Source organism: Streptomyces sp. I05A-00742 (assembly GCF_013055795.1).
GTDB lineage: Bacteria > Actinomycetota > Actinomycetes > Streptomycetales > Streptomycetaceae > Streptomyces.
The window spans coordinates 19,365-40,430 of record NZ_JABETO010000014.1 but is presented as its reverse complement, the minus strand read 5'-3'; the positions used below and the strand labels follow the sequence as shown (position 1 = coordinate 40,430).

At 73.3% G+C, this 21,066-nt stretch carries 20 protein-coding genes; 14 read left to right on the top strand and 6 right to left on the bottom strand.

Going from position 1 to position 21,066, the window contains the following annotated elements:
• Nucleotides 1–109 precede the first annotated feature (109 nt).
• The 3 genes from HN013_RS15710 to HN013_RS15700 all read left to right on the top strand — a co-directional run bounded on the left by HN013_RS15710 (nucleotide 110) and on the right by HN013_RS15700 (nucleotide 2,404).
• Nucleotides 110–565, top strand: coding sequence for a hypothetical protein (locus HN013_RS15710; RefSeq protein ID WP_171166764.1), 456 nt, complete (start codon nucleotides 110–112; stop codon nucleotides 563–565).
• A 33-nt stretch (nucleotides 566–598) separates the two neighbouring features.
• Entirely contained in the window at nucleotides 599–1,834 is a 1,236-nt protein-coding gene (locus tag HN013_RS15705; protein WP_171166763.1) for a HAMP domain-containing sensor histidine kinase, read from the top strand.
• Between the two features lie 63 nt (nucleotides 1,835–1,897).
• The gene (locus HN013_RS15700) at nucleotides 1,898–2,404 is read left to right on the top strand and encodes a DUF1269 domain-containing protein (protein WP_171166762.1); all 507 of its coding nucleotides are present in this window, start codon (nucleotides 1,898–1,900) and stop codon (nucleotides 2,402–2,404) included.
• Between the two features lie 9 nt (nucleotides 2,405–2,413).
• On the opposite strand, the gene HN013_RS15695 is transcribed toward HN013_RS15700, so the two are convergent.
• A complete protein-coding gene (locus tag HN013_RS15695; protein WP_171166761.1) occupies nucleotides 2,414–2,959 on the bottom strand; it encodes a GNAT family N-acetyltransferase in 546 nt (181 codons plus the stop codon).
• Nucleotides 2,960–3,026: 67 nt separating this feature from the next.
• Here HN013_RS15695 and HN013_RS15690 point away from each other — a divergent pair, with 67 nt between their 5' ends.
• Both HN013_RS15690 and HN013_RS15685 read left to right on the top strand, forming a co-directional pair.
• Entirely contained in the window at nucleotides 3,027–3,818 is a 792-nt protein-coding gene (locus HN013_RS15690) for an exodeoxyribonuclease III (RefSeq protein ID WP_171166760.1), read from the top strand.
• 30 nt (nucleotides 3,819–3,848) lie between these two features.
• On the top strand, nucleotides 3,849–4,103 hold the full coding sequence (locus tag HN013_RS15685; RefSeq protein ID WP_312018614.1) for a hypothetical protein: 255 nt from the start codon (nucleotides 3,849–3,851) through the stop codon (nucleotides 4,101–4,103).
• On the opposite strand, the gene HN013_RS15680 is transcribed toward HN013_RS15685, so the two are convergent.
• Together HN013_RS15680 and HN013_RS15675 are read right to left on the bottom strand one after the other, a co-directional pair.
• Nucleotides 4,097–4,402, bottom strand: coding sequence for an NmrA family NAD(P)-binding protein (locus HN013_RS15680; protein WP_171166759.1), 306 nt, complete (start codon nucleotides 4,400–4,402; stop codon nucleotides 4,097–4,099). The genes HN013_RS15685 and HN013_RS15680 overlap by 7 nt on opposite strands.
• Nucleotides 4,403–4,725: 323 nt before the next feature.
• On the bottom strand, nucleotides 4,726–4,947 hold the full coding sequence (locus HN013_RS15675; RefSeq protein WP_171166758.1) for a hypothetical protein: 222 nt from the start codon (nucleotides 4,945–4,947) through the stop codon (nucleotides 4,726–4,728).
• Nucleotides 4,948–5,227: 280 nt separating this feature from the next.
• Between HN013_RS15675 and HN013_RS15670 the strand changes: the two genes are divergently transcribed.
• Together HN013_RS15670 and HN013_RS15665 are read left to right on the top strand one after the other, a co-directional pair.
• Nucleotides 5,228–6,124 (top strand): LysR family transcriptional regulator, encoded by an 897-nt coding sequence (locus HN013_RS15670; RefSeq protein WP_171166757.1) that lies wholly within the window; start codon nucleotides 5,228–5,230, stop codon nucleotides 6,122–6,124.
• A gap of 147 nt (nucleotides 6,125–6,271) precedes the next feature.
• Nucleotides 6,272–7,465, top strand: coding sequence for a barstar family protein (locus HN013_RS15665; RefSeq protein WP_171166756.1), 1,194 nt, complete (start codon nucleotides 6,272–6,274; stop codon nucleotides 7,463–7,465).
• Here HN013_RS15665 and HN013_RS15660 read toward each other — a convergent pair.
• Nucleotides 7,441–8,193 carry a MerR family transcriptional regulator gene (locus HN013_RS15660; protein WP_398979814.1) on the bottom strand — a complete coding sequence of 251 codons (753 nt, stop codon included), beginning with the start codon at nucleotides 8,191–8,193 and terminating at the stop codon, nucleotides 7,441–7,443. The two genes, HN013_RS15665 and HN013_RS15660, sit on opposite strands and share 25 nt — an antisense overlap.
• Before the next feature lie 191 nt (nucleotides 8,194–8,384).
• Here HN013_RS15660 and HN013_RS15655 point away from each other — a divergent pair, with 191 nt between their 5' ends.
• From HN013_RS15655 to HN013_RS15645, 3 genes are all read left to right on the top strand, one after another.
• On the top strand, nucleotides 8,385–9,899 hold the full coding sequence (locus HN013_RS15655; RefSeq protein ID WP_171166755.1) for an NAD(P)/FAD-dependent oxidoreductase: 1,515 nt from the start codon (nucleotides 8,385–8,387) through the stop codon (nucleotides 9,897–9,899).
• Entirely contained in the window at nucleotides 9,896–10,789 is an 894-nt protein-coding gene (locus HN013_RS15650; protein WP_171166754.1) for an SDR family oxidoreductase, read from the top strand. Before HN013_RS15655 ends, HN013_RS15650 begins: the two co-directional genes overlap by 4 nt.
• Nucleotides 10,790–10,864: 75 nt before the next feature.
• Complete coding sequence (locus HN013_RS15645; RefSeq protein WP_171166753.1) at nucleotides 10,865–11,041, top strand: hypothetical protein; 177 nt, start codon at nucleotides 10,865–10,867, stop codon at nucleotides 11,039–11,041.
• Between the two features lie 248 nt (nucleotides 11,042–11,289).
• Here HN013_RS15645 and HN013_RS15640 read toward each other — a convergent pair whose 3' ends face one another.
• Complete coding sequence (locus HN013_RS15640) at nucleotides 11,290–14,613, bottom strand: S41 family peptidase (RefSeq protein WP_398979809.1); 3,324 nt, start codon at nucleotides 14,611–14,613, stop codon at nucleotides 11,290–11,292.
• Between the two features lie 227 nt (nucleotides 14,614–14,840).
• Between HN013_RS15640 and HN013_RS15635 the strand changes: the two genes are divergently transcribed.
• From HN013_RS15635 to HN013_RS15620, 4 genes are all read left to right on the top strand, one after another.
• On the top strand, nucleotides 14,841–15,440 hold the full coding sequence (locus HN013_RS15635) for a TetR/AcrR family transcriptional regulator (RefSeq protein ID WP_171166751.1): 600 nt from the start codon (nucleotides 14,841–14,843) through the stop codon (nucleotides 15,438–15,440).
• 128 nt (nucleotides 15,441–15,568) lie between these two features.
• Nucleotides 15,569–17,803, top strand: coding sequence for an MMPL family transporter (locus tag HN013_RS15630; RefSeq protein WP_171166750.1), 2,235 nt, complete (start codon nucleotides 15,569–15,571; stop codon nucleotides 17,801–17,803).
• Nucleotides 17,804–18,025: 222 nt separating this feature from the next.
• Complete coding sequence (locus HN013_RS15625) at nucleotides 18,026–19,222, top strand: MarP family serine protease (protein WP_171166749.1); 1,197 nt, start codon at nucleotides 18,026–18,028, stop codon at nucleotides 19,220–19,222.
• A gap of 162 nt (nucleotides 19,223–19,384) precedes the next feature.
• Nucleotides 19,385–20,236, top strand: coding sequence for an EamA family transporter (locus HN013_RS15620; RefSeq protein WP_171166748.1), 852 nt, complete (start codon nucleotides 19,385–19,387; stop codon nucleotides 20,234–20,236).
• 15 nt (nucleotides 20,237–20,251) lie between these two features.
• Here HN013_RS15620 and HN013_RS15615 read toward each other — a convergent pair whose 3' ends face one another.
• Nucleotides 20,252–21,037, bottom strand: a complete 786-nt coding sequence (locus tag HN013_RS15615) for an SDR family NAD(P)-dependent oxidoreductase (protein ID WP_171166747.1) — start codon at nucleotides 21,035–21,037, stop codon at nucleotides 20,252–20,254.
• Between the last annotated feature and the right edge of the window lie 29 nt (nucleotides 21,038–21,066).

Below are 21,066 nucleotides of genomic sequence, written 5' to 3'. Positions count from 1 at the left end.
GCCTCCACCGTCACACCTCCGTTCGCCGAGATTCCTCTCAGCAGGCCTGTCCCTCCCGCTTCCCCCACCCCTCTTTCCCTTCCCGCCCTTCTCGCCCCCGAGGTGTCCCGTGCGACGACGCAGCGCCGTCTCCGGCCTCCTCTCCGTCCTCGTCACGGGGCTGCCCGGCGGGCTGGTCACCGGCTGCGCGGAACCCGGCGGCCTGGAGGTCAGCGGGCCCGCGCGGTCCCCGGCGCCGGCCGAACTGCCCGTACGGGTCAGCGAGGGCCCCGGCCGGCCGGGGCTGCGCCGTCCCGCGACCTTCGAGATCGCCGGGACCGTGCGGCTCACCCGGCTGCGCTGGAAGTCCTGGGGCGGGCCGGCCGCCGAGGCGGTCGGCGAGGTCTCCGGGCCGTGGTGCGGGCCGTCCTGCCGGGCCCGCCACCGGGCCCGCGTCAGCTTCTCCGGACGCGTAGGGCAGGATCGTCACGCCTACTACAGCCGGGTCTCCGTCGTCGTCGACGGGCTCCCGTCCGAGCAGCACAACGAGCTGCGCGAACTGCGGCTCCACGTTCCGAAGCGTTAGCCGCGAGCGTCAGCTGTCGAGGAGCCTGGAGCCATGGGACTGCGAACGAAGATCGGCGCGGCGATCACCGTCACCGCCGCGCTCGTCGCCGTCCTCATCGGCTTCGTCGTGCACCACCGGACCGTCGTCAACCAGCTCGCGACCGCCCGCGAGACCATCGAGGCCCGGCTGACCTCGGCCGTCGAGGACCACGCGGCGGGCATCGACCGGCCGCACACCCTCGTCAACCCCGATGGCGTTCCGGAGCCGCTGCGCGAGGCGGCGGAGGACGGCAAGCGCGCCACGTACCTGGACCGGAGCGGCCCCGAGCCCGTGCTCTGGGCGGCGAGCCGGCTCGGCGACGACATGATCGTGCTCAAGCGGCCCTACCGCCGCGAGACCCGCAACATCGAGGACCTCGACGACGTCCTCTGGGCGGCCGGCGGCCTGGGCACCGCCTTCTCCGGCATCGTCGGCGTCGCCCTCGCCACCTTCGCGGGACGCCGGCTCAACGCCTCCGCCCGCACCGCCGAGCGCATCGCCGACGGCGACCTCACGGCGCGGCTCCGGCCGCGCGGCGGCAAGGACGAGATCGCCCGGCTGACCATCGCCGTCAACACCATGGCCGACGCCCTCGCCGCCCGCCTCCAGGCCGAACGCGAGGTCACCGCCAACATCGCCCACGAACTCCGCACCCCCGTCGCCGGACTGGTCGCCGCCGCTGCCCTCCTGCCGCCGGGCCGTGCCGCCGAGATGGTCCAGGAACGGGCTCACCGGGTGCACACCCTCATGGAGGACGTCCTGGAGGTCGCCCGGCTGGACGCGGACGCCGAACAGGTGGAGACCGACGTACGGGCCCTGGGCGACCTGGCCCGCCGGGCGGCGGGCGCGGCGGCCGGACCCGGCGGTACGACGGCCGAGGTGCGGGTGGTGCGCGACTGCCTCGTCGAGACGGACGCGCGGCGCGTCGAGCGGATACTGACCAACCTCGTCACCAACGCCTACCGGCACGGCGCCGAGCCCGTGGTCGCGGAGGTCGACGACGGCGTCATACGCGTCCGCGACGGCGGCCCGGGCTTCCCGGAGCCCCTGCTGGCCCACGGCCCCCAGCGGTTCCGCACGGAGTCCGGCGCGGGCCTCGGCCTCGGCCTCACGATCGCGGCCGGACAGGCGCGGGTGCTCGGCGCCCCGCTCACGTTCGCCAACCCGGCGGACGGCGGCGCGGAGGCGCTGCTCGACCTGCGGGGGGCGGTACGGGGGCCGGTGCCGGGCGGCGCCGTCGACGGGTGACCCTCGGGGCTGAGGTGCGGGCCTGACGTGCGGTCCCCGCGACCGCGCCCGACAGTGGATGGCATGAGTCGTGTGGAGAACGTGCTGTTCATGACCGCCGAGGACGCCGGCACCGGCCACCGCGCGCTGGACCGCCTCCGCCGCGCGCACGCCGACGGCCACCTCAAGCTGCGCGAGGCAGCGGTGATCGCTCGGGACGCGGAGGGCACCGTCGACTTCCCCGACGCCGTCGACAACACCGGCACCGCCCGCGCCTTCGCCATGGGCGGTCTGCTCGGCGGTCTGCTGGGGATCCTCGGCGGCCCGCTCGGCGTCATGGTCGGCTTCGGCGCGGGCGGCCTGCTGGGCGGCGCCCACGACGCGCTCCGTGCCACCGCGTCCAACGCCGCGCTGGAGATGCTGGCCGACGAGGTGCCGCCCGGCAGCACCGTCCTGGTCGCCGAGATCGCCGAGGACGGCCCGGAGGCGGCGGACGACGCGCTCGCCCCCTACGGGACGCCCGTGCGGTATCCGGCGGACCGGGTCAGGGAGGCGGTCGAGGCGGCGATCGCCGAGGGAGCTCAGCGGTGAGGTGAGAGGTCAGGCGTGGGTTTCCGTGCCGGCCGCCGAACGGGCCGGTGACGGCACCCGCGCGCGCCCCTCCACCCGCAGCGGCTTGGCGAAGCAGCGGCTCGACGGGTACTCCCGGTACAGCCCGAACTTCGCGGCCGCCGGCTCGTACCCGCTCGACGTGTAGAGCCCGATCGCCTCCGGCTGCATGATCCCCGTCTCCAGCACCATCCGCACCCGCCCGGCCGCCCGCGCGTCCTCCTCCAGCACCGCGAGGATCCGCCGCGCCAGCCCCCGCCCCCGCGCGCCCGGCACCACGTACATCCGCTTCAACTCGGCGTCCCCGTCCGCGTACCCCTCCCCGTTGCGCTCCTGCGCGCGCCAGCCGCCGGAGGCGACGGGGGTGCCGTCCGCCTCGTACGCGATGAGATATAGGCCACGCGGCGGGGCGAAGTGCCACGGCTCCAGCGGGGTGAGATCCCCCTCGTCGTCGTAGCGCCGCTGGTACTCCAGTTGCACCTCGTCGTTGAGTCTCAGGGCATCCGGATGGTCGTAGGCGACGGGCAGAATCCGCATTCCGCGATCGTACGATCGTAGGAACCGGCCGCGACAGGGGTGTCTCGGAAGTCGGTATCGTGCCGGAATGCTCACTGTGACCAGCGTGAATGTGAACGGCCTGCGCGCCGCCGCCAAGAAGGGCTTCGTGGAGTGGCTGGCGGCGACCGACGCCGACGTCGTGTGCCTCCAGGAGGTCCGCGCCGAGCCGCACCAGCTCCCCGACGAGGTGCGCGAACCCGACGGCTGGCACGCCTTCCACGCCCCCGCCGCGGCCAAGGGCCGCGCGGGCGTCTCCGTCTACGCCCGGCGCGAGCCGGACGCGGTGCGCGTCGGCTTCGGCTCCGCCGAGTTCGACGCCAGTGGGCGCTACCTGGAGGTCGACCTCCCCGGCCTCACCGTCGCCAGCCTCTACCTCCCCTCCGGCGAGGTCGGCACCGAGCGCCAGGACGAGAAGGAACGCTTCATGTCCGGGTTCCTCCCCTACCTGGTCGCCCTGAAGGCCCGTGCCGCCGCCGACGGCCGCGAGGTCCTCGTCTGCGGCGACTGGAACATCGCCCACCAGGAAGCCGACCTCAAGAACTGGAAGGCCAACCGCAAGAGCGCCGGCTTCCTCCCCGAGGAGCGCGCCTGGCTCACCAAGGTCTTCGAGGAGTACACCGACGTCGTCCGCACCCTCCACCCCGGCGTCGACGGCCCCTACTCCTGGTGGTCCTACCGCGGCCGCGCCTTCGACAACGACTCCGGCTGGCGCATCGACTACCAGGCCGCCTCGCCGGGCCTCGCGGAGCGCGCGCTGAAGGCGTACGTGGAGCGGGCGGCTTCGCACGCGGAGCGGTGGAGCGATCACGCGCCGGTGACGGCGGTGTACGAGCTCTAGCCCGGGCGGGCGCCTCGCATCTGCGGCACGGTGCTCCTGCCCGATTTCGACGTGCACTGGAAGCGGTACGTCTCCGACGCGTACGACATCAGCACCGTGCCGGCCTTCATGGCCCGGTGGTGGGGCGAGTACGCGATCGCCCGCGACCCGCAGTTCGACGCCCGTGTCACCGGCCTCGAACGCCGCGCCGCCTACGAGTGCACCGACCCGGCCGAAGCCAAAGCGCTCCTGGAAGAGGCGTCCGACGTCCGCCACGTGGCAGCCCGCACGGAGCCCGGTCAGTGACCTTGACGGCCGCGATCGCGAGGCCCACGGTGTCGGCCGCGGCGCGGGTCGGTCATGTCGGCCGGCTGCACGCTGAAGACGCCGTGTATGTCCTGCGCCGCCGTGCGCAGCGACCGCGGGTCGTCGAGGTCGCCGCAGACCAGTTCCGCACCGAGCGCTTCGAGGTCCTTGGCCCCCTGCCTGCCCGGGTCACGGACGAGGGCGCGTACCGCCCGGCCGCTGTCGAGCAGCCTGCGGGCGACGGCGCCGCCCTGGCCGCCGGTTGCACCGGTGACGAGCACGGTCTTGTTGTTCGGCATGACGAGATCCTTATGTTGAGGGACAGTTCGCGAGGGTGGGTGGGCGCGGGCAGCGTCCCGCGACGATTGCGGCGACGAGAGGCAGAACTCGGCTGGTTGGACCGGGTCGCGCGCGACGGCGCCAGGGACCGCGATGACGTCAGCGGTTCCGCCGGGTGGTTCCGGCGCAGCGCACCGGCCAGGCGATGCGCGGTGCGGTCAGGTGACCGGGAAGACGCCGGTGATCTTGTGGTCGCCACGCTCCCGGGACGCGGCCTGAGCCCATGGGCAGCGGCCGGGCCCGGTACGGACCCGGCCGGCGCCGCCGAGAATTCCCGCAGCCGTCAGAGGCCGAGGCCTTCGAGGAGGCCGCTGACGCCGAGACCGTCGAGGAGTCCGCCGAGGACGCTGTCGAGGCCGAGGAGGCTGCCGCTGGAACTGCTGCTGCCTCCCGGGGGTGCCGGGGGTGCCGGGGGAGTCGGGGCGGCTTGGGCCGGGGCGGCGACGCCGATGATGAGCAGAGCCAGCAGGGCAGTGGCGGTGAGCGGGCGGAGCATGCGCCGCATGGCGGGCCCTTTCTGTCCGTTCGCGGCCGACGGTGTCTGCGCACGTGACCGCGTGGTCTGTTGATCAGGACGTCCCGGGAGGGTGTTTCAGGCCTGATCGGAGGCTTTCCTGCCCGTCATTCGGGCTAACGCCATGTCACTCGAACGAGTCACCCGGCCGCCGGCCCCGGTCGACTCTCTCTGTACTGCTGGACTCGTCATACACGCAGTCTCAACCAGCGATGATCAATGAGTCCAACGCATGATTGTCATCGCACCGATCTCGATAGAACATGCACCCATGGAGCTCCAACAGGTGCGCTACGTCCTCGCCGTCGCCGAGACGAACAGCTTCACCCGGGCCGCCGAGCGGTGTCTGGTCGTCCAGTCCGCCCTCAGCCACCAGATCGCCCGCCTGGAGAAGGAGTTGGGCGCGAGACTCTTCGAGCGCACCAGTCGCCGGGTGCGTCTCACTCCGGCCGGTGCGGCGTTCCTTCCCGCCGCCCGTCAGTGTCTGGACGCCGCCGAGCGCGCGGCGGCCGAGGTCGCCGCGGCTGTCGGTGAGGTACGCGGGCGGCTCGCCGTCGGTCTGATTCCCAGCGTCGCCGCCGTCGACATCCCGGGCGCCCTGCGCGACTTCCGCCGGCGGTACCCGGACGTGCGCGTCAGCCTGCGGGTGGGCGCGAGCGAGGAACTCGTCGAGCAGGTCAAGGAAGGGGCCCTCGAAGTGGCCTTCCTCGGTCTGCCGATCACCGCACGGCCCGAAGGCGTCGACGCCCGTGAGCTCGCCCGTGACCGGCTCGTCGCCGTGGTCGCACCGGACCATCCCCTCGCCGGGGAACCGGCAGTCGACCTGCGCAGGCTCTCTTCCGAGGTGTTCGTGGACATGCCCGCCAAGACGGCCGGACGAGTCCAGTCCGATCAGGCCTTCTCGGCCGCCGGCCTCGGCCGCGACGTCGCTTTCGAAGTGACCAACGCGGACTTCCTGGTGCGCATGGTCGGGCAGGGCCTGGGCATCGCCATGCTCCCGTCCGCCTACGCGTCCCAGCTCACCGGCGTCACCACCGTCGAGGTCACCGACGCGCCGGCCCGCGTCGAGTACGTCATCTGCAGCCGCGCCGGGCGGACGCCCGCGGCGACGGCTTTCCTCGACGTTCTCGGCATCCCCGCCGCGTCCGGTCCGAACGCCTCGGGTTAGGAGCCCGAGCGTCGCCGGCTCTGTGCGAGGCCGCGGCCTGCATGGCGGCGAAGCCGGCGGTAGTGACGACGGCCAGGACCCGAACCGCGGGACCGCCCGGGACGGGGCGACCTCGTCCGAGCCACGGCTGTCTGCGATCTTGGGCAGATGGTGAGGTACGGGTGGCCCGAGGGCGTCGAGCGGTCGGAGGGGCCGCGGTTTGCTCTGGTGGGGGATGAGGCGGAGGAGACGTTCTGGGGCGTCTGCGCGGACGTGCCCGAGTTCTTCGACGGGCCGCCGCGGTGGCCCTATGAGCTGATCGGCTGCGAGCCGGACGGGCCGCTGGCCGCCGCCGCGCTGCGCGGTGGGCGCGGTGGGGCGGAGGCGGCACCGCTCGGGGATGTGTGGGTCGTGCCGCAGGCCGACGCGGACGTCCCCGAGGGGTCGGAGCGGCTCGACGTATGGCAGGTGTGCGACGTGCGGGTCACCGGGTGGCGGCCGCACGCGGGCGGGGGCGGGCTCCTCGACATCACCGTCGAGGCGGCGGAGGGCTTCCACGAGCCGCCCGACGACCCGTACGTGGGGGCGGGGATCCGGCTGCACGACGAGCGGCGGTGGCTCGGACGGTGCGCGGACCTCAGGGACGTCGTCCCGGCCGTCGACGACGGGCCGGAGGGCGGCCGTCTGCGACTGCTCGGCGTCGCGCCCGAGAAGGAGCTGCGGGACGCGCTCGCCCTCGGGACGCGGCGTTCACTGCGGCTGGGGCGGGTGTACCTGACGGCCCTGGACGTCCGGGGAGGGGGGTACGCGGATCATTATGTGAACGTCGAGGTGGCCGGCCGGCGGCCCTCGGTGCTCGGTGGCGGGCTGCTGGACCTCGATGTCGTCGGCGACTCCTGGTGCGGGCCCTTCCCGTACGCGCGGGCGCAGTGGGAGCGCCGTCGGGGCGGGCTGCCCACGGGCGTCAACTCGTGGGCCCCGTACGGGACGCGGGAGCGTCAGGCCTGGCTCGACCTCGTGCGGGCGCACGGCTGCCGGCTCCCGGTCCGCCCCGGCCCGCCACCCGGCCGGACGTACCACCTGGACGGCCGCTACGTCACCGACGAGCCCGGTCTCCACCTGGCCCTCGGCGAAGCGGTCAACGGCCCCGGAGGATACTTCGGCGGCTGCCTGGCCGCCCTGGACGACTGCCTGGGCGGCGGTTTCGGCGCGACCGCGCCCTTCACGCTCGTCTGGGAACACTCGGACGTCGCCCGGCGCGCCCTCGGGCGGCAACTCTCCCCGCAGGGAGGGAGTTACCGCCTCTACGACGAGGCCGTGGCGCTGCTCCGCGAGTTTCAGGTGGACGTCGTGGAGCGCTGATCCCCGTCCTCCCCGGGCCCCGCCGCGTCCGCCCTCATCCGCCGGTCCATCGCCATGGAGACCTCCGCGTCGACCACGGTCTGCACGACGGGCCGGAGCCGGTCGAAAGCGGGAGTGTCCTCCAGGAGGTGGGTGCGGAGGAGGGTCGTGAAGATCTCGGCGAGGGCGTCGGCGTGGGCGCGGACGTGGCGGCCGGCCTCCAGGACGGCGGCGAGGGGGATGCCGGCGCGGATGAGCTCGGTGGAGGCCTCCAGGAGGCGGCGGCTGACGTGGACGAACTCCTCGCCGTCCACGGCGAGGTAGCCGATGTGGAGGGCGGCGGCGAGGTTGTCGGCCGTCACCTGGCCCGCGAAGGTGTCGGCCAGTTCGCCGGCGGTGAGGCGGACGGGGGTCTCCTCGGACCAGGGGGAGGGCAACAGGCCGCCGAGACCGAGGAGTTCGGCCACGCTCCGGCCGCCCTCGAAGGCGGCCATCAGGTCCGCGATGCCGCCCAGCGTGTGCCCGCGCTCCAGCAGGGCGGCGATGGTGCGCAGCCGGGTGAGGTGGTCCTCGTTGTACCAGGCGATGCGGCCCGCGCGGCGGGGCGGCGGGACGAGTCCGCGCTCGCGGTAGAAGCGGAGCGTCCGGACGGTGATGCCGGCCTCGCGGGCCAGGTCCGCCATCCGGTACTCGTGCTTCCCGGGGGTGGCGTCCTGTCCCCCGGCTCCCTCGGTCTCGTCGGTGCTCACGCGGGCAGCGTAGGGCCTCGCCGGTCGCTTCCCGGCCGCTCCCGGAGCTGTCCGGGTGCAGGACGGGACCCCTGCGACCGGCGGTAACTTCCTTGTGTCACACCCCTACCGCCCGGTAGGCCGCTCGCCCTACGCTCGCACTGTGCCAGTCATCACTGGCGCAATGACGGAGCGATCCGGGAGGCAGTGGCATGGCCGTACACGTACGAGTGGCAGTGATCGGCTCCGGCTTCGGCGGGCTGGGGGCGGCCGTACGGCTCCGCAGGGAGGGAGTGACGGACTTCGTCGTCCTGGAACGGGCCGACGCGGTCGGCGGCACCTGGCGCGACAACACGTACCCCGGCTGCGCCTGCGACGTGCCGTCGCACCTCTACTCGTTCTCGTTCGCCCCCAACCCCGAGTGGCCGCGCAACTTCTCCGGTCAGCCGCACATACGGGAGTACCTGGAGCGTGTCACGGACACCTACGGGATCCGGCCCCACCTGCGGCTGAACTCCGAGGTGAGAAGCGCCCGGTGGGATTCGGGCGAGCTGCGCTGGGAGCTCGACACGGTGTCCGGCGCCTACACCGCGGACGTCGTCGTCTCCGCCACGGGACCGCTCGCCGACCCCCGCCTCCCGGATGTCCCCGGGCTCGATACGTTCCCCGGGCCGGTGTTCCACTCGGCCCGCTGGGACCACGGCACGGACCTGCGCGGCAAGCGCGTCGCGGTGGTCGGCACCGGGGCGTCGGCGATCCAGATCATCCCGGGCATCCAGCCGGAGGCCGGGCACCTCACGGTCTTCCAGCGCACCCCGGCCTGGGTTCTGCCCCGGATGGACCGCCGGATCACGGGGGCGGAGCGGTGGCTGCACACCCGGGTCCCGGCGACGCGGGTGGTGCGGCGCGGACTGCTGTGGGGGATACGGGAGGTGCAGGTCGGGGCCTTCACCAAGCGGCCGGAGCGGCTCGGCTTCGTGGAGGCGATGGCCAGGTCGCACCTCCGGCGGTCCGTGAAGGACCCGGAGCTGCGCGCGCGGCTCACCCCCGACTACCGCATCGGGTGCAAGCGCATCCTGCTCTCCAACGACTACTACCCGGCTCTGACCAGACCGAACGTCGACGTTGTGACGTCCGGCCTGAGCGAGGTGCGCGGGTCCGAACTGAGCGCCGCCGACGGGACGCGGACGGAGGCGGACGTCCTGGTCTTCGGCACCGGGTTCCGGGTGACCGACATGCCGATCGGCCACCGGGTCACCGGCGCGAACGGGACGACGCTCGCCGAGGAGTGGAAGGACGGCATGGCCGCCCTGCGCGGCAGCACCGCCGCGGGGTTCCCCAACTTCCTCTTCGTCATCGGGCCCAACACCGCGCTGGGGAACAGCTCGATGATCCTGATCATCGAGTCGCAGCTGAACTACATGGCCGACTACCTTCGCCAGCTGGACGTCCTCGGCGGCCGGGCCGCCCTCGCCGCCCGGCCGTCCGCCGTCAACGCGTGGAACCGGATGCTCCAGCGACGCATGGAACACACCGTGTGGAACACCGGCGGCTGCGACAGCTGGTACCTGGACTCCGCCGGGCGCAACACCACCGCCTGGCCGGGCACGACGGCCGAGTTCCGCAAGGTCACCCGGCGGGTGGACCTCCAGGAGTACCAGGTGCTGCGGCTGCCGCGGGCCCGACGTACGGCCGTCGCCGGGGTTGAAGGGGTGGTGGCCCGATGAGCCGCCGGAACGTTCTTGAGGGCCGGGTCGCCGTCGTCACCGGCGCGGCCCGCGGGATCGGGGAGCTGCTGGCCCGCAAGCTCGCGGAGCGTGGCGTCCGCGTGGCGCTGGTCGGGCTGGAGCCCGAGGAACTGCGCCGGGTCGCCGGGACGCTGGGGACCGAGGCGGCCCACTGGTACGCCGACGTCACCGACCAGGAGGCGATGGAGCGCGTCGCGCGGGAGGTCCGGGCACGCTTCGGCAGGGTGGACGTGGTCGTCGCCAACGCCGGTGTCGCCACCGGCGGGCCGCTGGACGACTGCGACTTCGCCACCTGGCGGCGGGTGGTCGAGGTCAATCTGATCGGCTCCGTCATCACCGGCCGTGCCTTCCTGCCCGCCCTCACCGCGAGCCGCGGCTACCTCCTCCAGATCGCCTCGCTCGCCGCCGTCGCGCCCGCGCCGATGATGACCGCGTACTGCGCCTCCAAGGCGGGCGTCGAAGCCTACGCCCACAGCCTGCGCGCCGAGGTCGGCCACCGGGGGGTGGGCGTCGGGGTGGGCTACCTGAGCTGGACGGACACCGACATGGTGCGTGGCGCCGACGAGAGCGACGTGATGCGCGAGATGCGGCGGCGGCTGCCGTGGCCGGCCAACCGCACGTACCCGCCCGGCCCGGCCGTCGACCGGCTCGTGACCGGCATCGAGCGGCGCTCCGCCCATGCGTACGCCCAGTGGTGGCTGCGCGGAAGCCAGCCGGTGCGCGGTCTGCTGCCGGGGCTTATCGCGCTGGGCGGGCGGCGTGAGATGCGGCGTGTCGCTTCCCGGTTCCGGGACTTGAAGGGGCCGGGGTTGCTGGGGGCGGGTGGCGCCGCTGATGCGGCGAGGCCGGTGGATACGGAGCGTCACTGATCGAAATGCGGGGTTTGTCCTGGCGTGTGAGGCTGGTCGCGGCCCGATCACCGATCTCGGTAGGAGTGAACAGCCATGGGCATCAAGGACGAGATGCAGGGCAAGGCGCAGCAGGCGAAGGAAAAGATGCAGGGTAAGAAGGGGGAGGCGCAGGAGCGGGGGCAGGAGGCGCAGGACAAGTTGCGGGAGAAGCAGGAGCAGGGGCGTCAGCAGTCGTTCGACGACATTCGGGATGATCTCGACGATCGCTGATGTCTGCCCGCTGACGCGGCGGTTGTGCACGAGGGGTGCGCCTTGTGGAGGCGCGCCCCTCCTTGTTTGTGCCCCGGCCCCGCCCTTTCACCGTTTCTTGCGGGGGAAGGCCCCCGCACCCCCGAGCCGCGCTGCGCGCGACGTCCTCAAGCGCCGGACGGGCTGAAAGGGGCACGCCCCCGCACCCCCGAGCCGCGCTGCGCGCGCTGTACTCAACCCCCCGGAGGGGGCGCCCCCAACGGGCTGAATCAGCGCGGTGGCAGCGCCGGCCGCCCCCGCTCCGGCACCCCCGAGTAATCCGGCGGCGTCGCCGAGCCGTGCCGTTCGAGCAGGTCGAGGGCCAGGCGGACCGCGTCGTCGAGTTGTTTGTGGCGGCCTTCGGCCCAGTCCAGTGGGGTGCGGTCGATCTCGATGTCGGGTTCGACGCCGTGGTTCTCGACGCCCCAGCCGTAGGCGTCGAACCAGGCGGCGTTCATGGGGACGGTGATGGCGGTGCCGTCGCCGAGGCGGTGGCGGCCGGTCATGCCGATGACGCCGCCCCAGGTGCGGAGGCCGACGACGGGGCCGATGCCCTGGAGCTTGAAGGCGGCGGTGATCATGTCGCCGTCGGAGGAAGTCATTTCGTCGGCGATGGCGACGACGGGTCCGCGGGGGGCGTTGGAGGCGTAACTCACGGGCTGGGCGCCGCGGGTGAGGTCCCAGCCGATGATGGTGCGGGTGAGTTTCTCGACGACGAGTTCGCTGATGTTGCCGCCGGCGTTGCCGCGGACGTCGACGATGAGGGCGGGGCGGGACATCTCCATCCGCAGGTCGCGGTTGAACTGGGCCCAGCCGGAGCCGCCCATGTCGGGGATGTGGAGGTAGCCGCACTTGCCGCCGCTGAGTTCGCGGACGACGGCGCGGCGCTTGGCGACCCAGTCCTGGTAGCGGAGGGGGCGTTCGTCGATCAGGGGCACGACGGCCACCCGGCGCGGCGGGCCGTCACCCCCGGGCGGGCCGAAGGTCAGCTCGACGGTGGTGCCGCCGGCGGCGGCCAGCAGCGGGTACGGGCCCGTGACCGGGTCCACCGGGCGACCGTCGACGTGGGTGAGGGCGGCGCCCTCGCGGATGCCCGAACCGGCGAGCGGGGAGCGGGCCTTGGAGTCGGACGAGTCGCCGGGCAGGACGCGCCGCACGGTCCAGCTGCCGTCCTTCTGGTGGGTGAGGTTGGCGCCGAGCAGTCCGATGGCGCGCTGGTAGTGCGGCGGGCCCTCGTTACGGCGGGAGCCGATGACGTAGGCGTGGGAGGTGCCCAGTTCGCCGAGGACCTCCCGGAGCAGGTCGGCGAAGTCGTCGGGGGAGGCGACGCGTTCGACCAGGGGGCGGTACTGCTCCAGGATCCCGTCCCAGTCGACGCCGCCCATGCCCGGTTCCCAGAAGTAGGCGCGGACGATGCGGCCCGCCTCCGCGTACGCCTGCCGCCACTCGGCGGCCGGGTCCACCTCGTGCAGGATGCGCCGCATGTCGATGTGGACGACGGAGTCGGGGTCCCCGGACTCGGTGGCGGGCACGGCCCGCAGGTCGCCGTCGTCGTTGACGACCAGCCGGCTGCCGTCGCCGCTGACCGCGAACCAGTCGAGGGAGCTGGTGAGTTCGGTGCGCTTGGCCTTGCACAGGTCGAAGTGTTCGAGCGTGGGGCGGCCGGAGGTGTCGGCCGGGTTGGCGAACGTCTCGCCGAGCGCGCCGGAGATCGGCCAGCGCAGCCATACCAGGCCGCCGCCGTGCACCGGGTGGAGGTGGGAGTACTTGGAGGCGGCCACCGGGAAGGGCGTCACCCGGCTCTCCAGCCCCTCCGTCTCCACGGTCACCGCGCCGTCGCCCTCGTTGCCGTCCAGGTCGAGCCCGCCGCCGGCCGGGCGTCCCTCCGCGGTCAGCGCGAACGGGGAGGGGGTGGCCGAGGAGAGCGGGACGAGGTAGGGGCGGCAGCCCAGCGGGAACGAGAGGTCGCCGGTGTGCACGTCGTACACCGGGTCGAAGCCGCGCCAGGAGAGGAAGGCGAGGTAGCGGCCGTCACGGGTGAAGACGGGCTGCTCGTCCTCGAAGCGGCCGTTGGTGACGTCCACGACCATCCGGTCGGACAGCCGGGCGACCTTGATCTGCCGCAGGGAGCGGCCGACGCCCGGGTGGGACCAGGTCAGCCAGCCCGAGTCGGGGGAGAACGCCAGGTCGCGGACCGGTCCGTTGTCGGAGCGGACCAGCTCGCTCACCTCGCCGTCCTCCTCGGAGGAGCCGTCCCCCTCGGCTGAGCCGTCCCCCTCGGCTGAGCCGTCCCCCTCGGGGGAGGTGTCCACCAGCAGCAGCCGCCCGTCGTGGGCGGCGACCGCCAGCCGGGAGCCGTCCGGGGACGACAGCGTCTCGTGCACCCGGCCGATCCGGCCCGCCGCCACCCGCCGGTGCTCCGCCGAGCCCGCCGCGCTGGGCAGCCGGGCGATCTCGATCGCGTCCTCGCCCTCCGCGTCGGTGACGTACGCGACCCGGCCCGTCGAGCCCAGCATCTCGGGCAGCCGGACGCGGACGCCCGGGGTGTCGGCGATGGCCCGGGCGGGGCCGTCGCGGTGGGTGAGCCAGTAGAGGCTGCCGCGGACCTGGACGGCGCTCGCCCGGCCCGTGGTGTCGACGGCCAGCGCGTCGACGTGCGAGGCGGCCTGCACCTGATACGTGCGCCGCCCGGCGCGCGGCCCGCCGAGCCGGAGGTCGAGCCGGCGCGGGACGGCGTCCGGGCCGAAGTCGTCCACCAGCCACACGTCGCCCGCGCACTGGTAGACGACCCGGTTGCCGTCGGTCGAGGCGTGCCGGGCGTAGAAGTCCGCGTGGTCGGTGTGGCGGCGGAGGTCGGAGCTGTCGGGGCGGCAGGAGTAGAGGTTGGCGACGCCCTCGTGGTCGGAGAGGAACGCGATCCGGTCGCCGACGAACATCACCGAGTCCAGGTGGCCGCCCAGGTCCGGCACCAGCCGGGTGCCCATGAGCCACAGCCGTCCCATGGCCCCGCCCCGGTACCGCTTCCAGGAGGCCGGCTCGTGCGGGGGCTTCCCGGTGAGCAGCAGGGTCTCGCCGGGGGCGTCGCCCTGGCCCTGCCGGTGGTGCATCGCGATGTCGGAGACCGGGCCCCAGGGGAGCCGGAGGCCGGGGCTGCCGTCGGTGGGCAGCCGGTAGGCCCAGGAGAAGTAGGAGAACGGCTGGCCGTGCGAGGAGACGGCCAGGATGTCGCTGGTGCCGTCCCGGTCCGGCGGGGTCCAGCCGCAGACGCGGGCGTCGGTGCTGCCCCAGTACGTCAGCCGGCGGGCCGGGCCGCCGTCCACGGGGACGAGATGGACCTCCGGATCGAGACTGCGCCAGCTGGTGAAGGCGATCCGGCCGCCGTCGGGGGAGAACCGCGGGTGGCCCAGCCGCGTCCGGTCGACGGTCAGGCGCCAGGCCCGGTCCTTGCCGCCGTCCGCCCCCGGCAGGGGGGAGAGCCACAGGTCGTCCTCGGCGACGAAACAGAGCAGATCGCCGTGCAGATGGGGGTACCTCAGGTAGGCATCGCTCACCACTTCATGGTTTCCACCGGTCCGCGCCCCGGCAACCCGGGCCGTGACGCACACCACTGTCGAAACGGCGTCGTTTCGCTTCCGGGGGGACGTACCCTCGTACTGTACGAAACCGTTTCGTTCGCTGGATCGGCGTTGGACCGGCGCTGGACCGGCGTCGGCCGGAAGCGTCCATCGCGACGGAACCGGACACGGCCCCGACGTCCAGGAAGCAGGAAGGGAGACGCGGCATGCCGGACGAATCCCCCACCCCGTCGGTCCGCCGCACCCGGCTCACGCCCGAACGCGAGGGCGAGCTCTACGAGGCCGTCCTCGCGCTCCTCCGCGAGGTCGGCTACGAGGCCCTGACCATGGACGCCGTGGCGGCCCGCACCCGCTCCAGCAAGGCGACCCTCTACCGCCAGTGGAAGGGCAAGCCCGAGCTGGTGGCGAGCGCGCTCCGGCACAGCAAGCCGATCAAGGTCGCCGATATCGACACCGGGACCCTGCGCGGCGATCTGATGGCTCTGACCGCCGTCGCGGACCCGGCGCAGATGGAGCGGGACGCGGCCCTCATGCGGGGGCTCGGGCACGCCATCCACTGCAACTCCGAGCTCCACCGCGCCCTGCGCGAACTGCTGATCGAACCCGAGAAGGCCGCCCTCGGGCGGCTGCTGGACCGTGCCGTGGACCGGGGTGAGGTTTCCCCGGACACCCCCGCGCTGGAGTTCGTCGCGCACACCATGCTCGGCGCCTTCATCGCCCGTCCGCTGATCGAGGATCAACCAGTGGACGCCGCCTACCTCACCCGCTTCGTCGACGCCGTGGTCCTCCCCGCCCTCGGCCGGTGACCTGAACCCCACCCCCCACCAGAACCGCAGAGAAACCGAAGGCTCCACCTGACACGCCGCTCTCGTCGTCGGGCTGGTTCCCCCTGCCAGTTGCTCGTTTCTCCGATCCGACGGGAGCAGATCTCCTCGTGGCCACCTTCCTCTACAAACTCGGCCGGCTCGCCTTCCGGCGCCGCTGGTACGTCGCCCTGATATGGGTGGTGCTGCTGGGCCTCGCCGGCGCCGGCGCCGCCACCGCGTCCAAGTCCACCGACGACAGCTTCTCCATACCCGGCACGGAGGCGCAGACCGCCTTCGACCTGCTCGCCGAGCGCTACCCCGGCAAGAAGGCCGACGCCGCCTCCGCGCGCGTCGTCTTCCAGGCGCCGGACGGCCAGAAGATCACCGAGCCGAGGAACAAGACCGCCGTCGACAAGGTCGTCGGCGAGCTGACCGGGCCCCAGGTGGCCTCCGCCCCCAGCCCGTTCCAGGCGAAGACCGTCAGCAAGGACGGGTCGACGGCCTACGTGCTCGTCACCTACAAGGTCGCGTCGAACGAGCTCACCGACGCCTCGCGCGACACCCTCGACGACGCGCAGAAACACGGCCGGGACAGCGGGCTGACCGTCGAGATGGGCGGCAGCGCCCTCCAGAAGCTGCCCGAGACCGGGTCCACGGAGATCATCGGCATCATCGTCTCCGCGATCGTCCTGCTGATCACCTTCAGTTCGCTGGTCGCGGCGGGCCTGCCCCTGCTGACCGCGATCATCGGCGTGGGCATCGGCGTCTCGTCGATCGCCGCGCTCGCGTCCACGCTGAACCTGTCCGGCAACACCTCGACGCTCGCCATGATGATCGGCCTCGCGGTCGGCATCGACTACGCGCTGTTCATCGTCTCCCGCTACCGGGCCGAACTGGCCGAGGGGCGCGAGCGCGAGGAAGCCGCGGGACGGGCGGTCGGCACCGCCGGTTCCGCGGTCGTCTTCGCGGGCCTCACCGTCGTCATCGCCCTCGTCGGCCTCGCGGTCGTCAACATCCCGATGCTGACCAAGATGGGCATGGCCGCCGCCGGCACGGTGGTCATCGCGGTCCTCATCGCCCTCACCCTCATCCCCGCGCTGCTGGGCTTCGCGGGCCGCCAGGTACTGGCCCGCAAGGTTCGCAAGGCCAAGGACGGCGCCCCGGCCGCGGACAGGCCCAACATGGGCACCCGCTGGGCCCGCCTCGTGCTGCGCCGCCCGGTGTGGGTGCTGCTGGCCGGTGTCGTCGGCCTCGGCGCGCTCGCCGCCCCCGCCGCGTCGCTCCAGCTCGGCCTGCCGGACGACAGCTCGCAGCCGGTGAAGACCACGCAGCGCAAGGCGTACGACATGATCGCCGAGGGCTTCGGCCCCGGCTACAACGGGCCGCTGATGGTCGTGGTCGACGCCAAGGGCGCGAAGGACGCCAAGGCCCCGCAGACGGTGGCCCGGGTCGTCGGCGGCATGGACGGCGTGGCCGCCGTCACGCCCCCGATGCCCAACAAGGACGGCGACACGGCCGTCTTCAACGTCGTCCCGAAGTCCAAGCCGAGCGGCGAGGAGACCGAGGACCTCGTCCACGCCATCCGCGGCAAGGGCGACTCCCTGAAGGCGGAGACCGGCGCGACCGTGCTGGTCACCGGCACGACGGCGATGAACATCGACGTCTCGGAGAAGCTGAACGACGCGCTGCTGCCCTATCTGGCGCTGGTCGTCGGCCTCGCCTTCCTGCTGCTGATCGTCGTCTTCCGGTCGGTGCTCGTCCCGCTCAAGGCGGCACTGGGCTTCCTGCTCTCGGTGGTCGCCGCGCTCGGCGCGGTCGTGGCCGTCTTCCAGTGGGGCTGGCTCAGCGGGCTCTTCGGCGTCGAGGAGACCGGCCCGATCATGAGCATGATGCCGATCTTCATGGTCGGTGTGGTCTTCGGTCTCGCGATGGACTACGAGGTCTTCCTCGTGACCCGGATGCGCGAGGCGTACGTCCACGGCGAGAGCCCCGGCGAGGCCGTCGTCACCGGCTTCCGGCACGGCGCGCGGGTGGTCTCGGCGGCCGCGGTCATCATGATCAGCGTCTTCGCCGGGTTCATCGGCTCCTCCGAGTCGATGATCAAGATGATCGGCTTCGGCCTCGCCATCGCGGTGTTCTTCGACGCGTTCGTCGTCCGTATGGCCATCGTTCCGGCGGTCCTCGCCCTGCTGGGCAAGGCGGCCTGGTGGATGCCGGCCTGGCTCGGGAAGATCCTGCCCAACGTGGACGTGGAGGGCGAGGCGCTGCAGAAGCGGCTGGCCGCCCCGGCGGCGGAGGGCGGCGGCGCCGGTGCCTCCGGCGACCCGGACCCGGACGCCGACCCGCGGCTGACGCGCGTCTGAATCCGGCCGACCGCCCGCCCGGAGCCCGGTCCCCGCCCACGGCGGAGGGGCCGGGCTCCCGGCGTATCCGGGCTCGGGCTCCCGGCGTTCCCGGCCCGGGGAAAACGTGGCGAAGCCCACGCCGGGGAACCGTCCGCACGGGAACGTGCGTTTTCCCTAGTCCACGGGGGCATGCGACCGTGGCCGCGGTCGGGGGCGCGCGTGAAAGAAAGGGCTCCACAGGTGAACCTGCTCGATGTGCTTCTGCTGCTGGTCGTCCTCGGCTACGCCGTCTCCGGCTACCGGCGCGGCCTCGTCGCGAGCGCCGTCCTGCTCGCCGGCTTCCTCGGCGGCGCCGTCCTCGGCGTCTGGGTCCTGCCCACCGTCGTGGAGCACTTCGAGGCCGGCTCGTCGACCGCCGCCGTGGTGGCCGTCCTGGTCGTCCTCGTCCCGGCGGTGATCGGCCACGCCCTGGCGGGCCGGCTCGCCTGGAATCTGCGCAGGCGGCTGACCTGGGCCCCCGTGCGCGGGGTGGACGGCGCGGCCGGCGCCGCCGTCAACTCGCTGGCCGCGCTGCTGGTCGCCTGGGTCGCCGCCAGCGTCCTCGTCTCGGCCAACTCCACCCTGCTGTCCGGCCAGATCCGCGACTCGCGGCTGCTCGGCGCCGTCCAGGACGCCATGCCCGAGCAGGCGCCGACCTGGTTCAGCCGCACCACCGACGCCCTCACCGGCGCCGGCTTCCCCCAGGTCTTCAACCCCTTCGAGAACGAGCCCGCCACCAGCGTCGCCAAGCCCTCCGGCGACGCCGTCACCGCCGCCGCCACCCGCGCCGCCCGCACCTCCGTCGTCAAGGTCGAGGGCGTCGCCGACGTCGGCGGCGGCCGGCGCGGCCAGGAGGGCAGCGGCTTCGTCTACGCCCGGCAGCACGTCATGACCAACGCCCACGTCGTCGCCGGCGTCAGCGACCCGACCGTCCGCGTCGGCGGCGTCGGCCGCCCCTACCGCGCCAAGGTCGTCCTCTTCGACCCCGCCGTCGACGTCGCCGTCCTCGACGTCCCCGGCCTCGACGCCCCTGTCCTCCCCTTCGACAAGACCGCCAAGCGCGGCGACCCCGCCGTCGTCGCCGGCTTCCCCGAGAACGGCGGCCTCGACCTGCGCGCCGCCACCGTCGCCAACGAACTCCGCGCCAACGGCCAGGACATCTACGGCGACGGCGTCGCCACCCGGCACGTCTACTCCGTCCGCTCGACCATCCGGCCGGGGAACTCGGGCGGGCCGCTGCTGACTCCGGCGGGGAAGGTGTACGGGGTGGTGTTCGCGCGGTCGACGGCGAACGTGGAGACGGGGTATGTGCTGACCGCCGAGCAGGTTGCGGAGGATGCGCGGCGGGGAGCTGCCGCTACTCGGGCGGTGAGTACGGGGAGCCGGGCGGCGCTGTAGGGGCTATTCAGCCCGTCCGGCGTTTGAGGACGCGCGCCGCAGGCGCGCTCTGGGGGTGCGGGGGCTTGCCCCCGCAAGAAACGGTGAGAGGGCGGGGATGGGGCACCCCCACCGTGACGGAAACAACTGCTCACCCCACCCCCACAGCGCTAGCGTCGCCCCATGTCCCCGTTGGTCGTCCTCGCCGTCCTCACCGCAGCCGTCACCCACGCCACCTGGAACGCCATAGCCCACGGCATCCGCGACCAGCTGACCGCCTTCACCCTGGTGGGAACGGGCCACGTGGCCTGCGGCCTGCTGATGCTGCCGTTCGTCGCGATGCCCGACCCGGCCTCCTGGGGCTGCCTCGCCCTCTCCGGGGTGCTGCACATGCTCTACACGGCGCTCCTGATGCGCTCGTTCTCGCTGGGCGACTTCGGGCAGATGTACCCCATAGCCCGGGGTACGGCCCCGGTGGTGGTCACGGTGCTGGCAGCGGTCTTCGCGGGGGAGCTGCCCGACGGGTGGCAGCTGGCGGGGGTGGCCGTGGCGTCGGCGGGGCTGGCGGGGGTGGCGTTGTGGGGGATCAAGGGTGCGGGGACGGCGCCGCGGTGGGCGGCGGTGGGGGCGGCGGCGGGTACGGGGCTGGCCATCGCCGGGTACACGGTCGTGGACGGCGTCGGCGTGCGCGCGTCCGGTTCGTCGATGGGGTTCACGGCCTGGCTGATGATCATGGAGGGGCTGCCGGTGCCGCTCTACGCCCTGGCGGTGCGCCGCCGTACGGCCCTGGAGGCGGCCCGGCCGTACGCGGTGCGCGGACTGCTCGGCGGACTGTTGTCGATGCTCGCGTACGCGCTGGTGCTCTGGGCCCAGACCCGCGCCGAGCTGGCGCCGATCGCGGCCCTGCGGGAGTCCTCGATCATCGTCGGCGCGGCCATCGGGACGGTGCTGTTCAAGGAGCGCTTCGGCGCTCCCCGGGTCGCCGCGGCGGCGTTGCTGGTGGCGGGCATAGGGCTGATGCTGCACGCCGGTTGAGCCCGAAGGGCGGTTTCAACGCCCCTGGAGCACGCGCCGCAGACCGAGGTTGGCGACGAGGATCCCGCCGTCCACGGGGAGGGTCACGCCCGTGATCCACGAGGCGTCGGGGGAGGCCAGGAAGGCGACGGCCGCCGCGATGTCCTCCGGGCGCCCCACCCGCCCCAGCGGATAGTGGTCGACGGCGCGGTGCAACACGTCCTCGCGCCCGTCCCAGTTGGGGGTGTTGACGGTGCCGGGGGCGATGAGGTTGACGCGTACCCCGCGTGGCGCGGCCTGGCCCGCCAGGGTGCGGGTGAGGCTCGCGAGACCGGCCTTGGCGGCGCTGTAGGCGTGGCTGCCGTAGTCCTGCTCGCCGTTGACCGAGCCGATGTTGACGATCGCGCCGCGCCCGCCGGCGGCGGCCAGGTGCGGCAGGGCCGCCCGGGCGCAGCGGAAGGCGCCGCCGAGGGTGACGTCGAGGTCGCGCTGCCAGAGCTCGTCCGGGTAGTCCTCGAAGAGGGCGGGGTCGGGGCCGCAGGAGAGGGCGTTGTTGACGAGGACGTCGAGGCGGCCGAAGCGGTCCGCCGCGTGGGCGACGGCCGCGTCCACGGCCTCCCGGTCGGTGACGTCGCAGGTGTGGGGCTCGGCGGTGAGGCCGGCCTCCCGGATGGCGTGGGCGGTGCGGTCGGCCCGGTCGCCGTCCGCGTCCGTGACGAGGACCCGGGCGCCCTCGCCCGCCAGGCGCAGCGCGGTGGCGGCGCCGATGCCCCGCCCGGCGCCGGTGATGAGGACGGACCAGCCGTCGAACCGTCGGGTCATGGGCAGTTCCTCTCGCCGGGTCCGTCCCG

What these genes read in the sequence shown, in the direction of transcription:
- HN013_RS15690 (WP_171166760.1), top strand. Translation starts at nt 3,027, where the DNA reads ATGCTCACTGTGACCAGCGTGAATGTGAACGGCCTGCGCGCCGCCGCC.
- HN013_RS15655 (WP_171166755.1), top strand. Translation starts at nt 8,385, where the DNA reads ATGGCCGTACACGTACGAGTGGCAGTGATCGGCTCCGGCTTCGGCGGG.
- HN013_RS15670 (WP_171166757.1), top strand. Translation starts at nt 5,228, where the DNA reads ATGGAGCTCCAACAGGTGCGCTACGTCCTCGCCGTCGCCGAGACGAAC.
- HN013_RS15615 (WP_171166747.1), bottom strand. Translation starts at nt 21,037, where the DNA reads ATGACCCGACGGTTCGACGGCTGGTCCGTCCTCATCACCGGCGCCGGG.
- HN013_RS15680 (WP_171166759.1), bottom strand. Translation starts at nt 4,402, where the DNA reads ATGCCGAACAACAAGACCGTGCTCGTCACCGGTGCAACCGGCGGCCAG.
- HN013_RS15645 (WP_171166753.1), top strand. Translation starts at nt 10,865, where the DNA reads ATGGGCATCAAGGACGAGATGCAGGGCAAGGCGCAGCAGGCGAAGGAA.
- HN013_RS15635 (WP_171166751.1), top strand. Translation starts at nt 14,841, where the DNA reads ATGCCGGACGAATCCCCCACCCCGTCGGTCCGCCGCACCCGGCTCACG.
- HN013_RS15620 (WP_171166748.1), top strand. Translation starts at nt 19,385, where the DNA reads ATGTCCCCGTTGGTCGTCCTCGCCGTCCTCACCGCAGCCGTCACCCAC.
- HN013_RS15650 (WP_171166754.1), top strand. Translation starts at nt 9,896, where the DNA reads ATGAGCCGCCGGAACGTTCTTGAGGGCCGGGTCGCCGTCGTCACCGGC.
- HN013_RS15675 (WP_171166758.1), bottom strand. Translation starts at nt 4,947, where the DNA reads ATGCGGCGCATGCTCCGCCCGCTCACCGCCACTGCCCTGCTGGCTCTG.
- HN013_RS15665 (WP_171166756.1), top strand. Translation starts at nt 6,272, where the DNA reads ATGGTGAGGTACGGGTGGCCCGAGGGCGTCGAGCGGTCGGAGGGGCCG.
- HN013_RS15705 (WP_171166763.1), top strand. Translation starts at nt 599, where the DNA reads ATGGGACTGCGAACGAAGATCGGCGCGGCGATCACCGTCACCGCCGCG.
- HN013_RS15695 (WP_171166761.1), bottom strand. Translation starts at nt 2,959, where the DNA reads ATGCGGATTCTGCCCGTCGCCTACGACCATCCGGATGCCCTGAGACTC.
- HN013_RS15700 (WP_171166762.1), top strand. Translation starts at nt 1,898, where the DNA reads ATGAGTCGTGTGGAGAACGTGCTGTTCATGACCGCCGAGGACGCCGGC.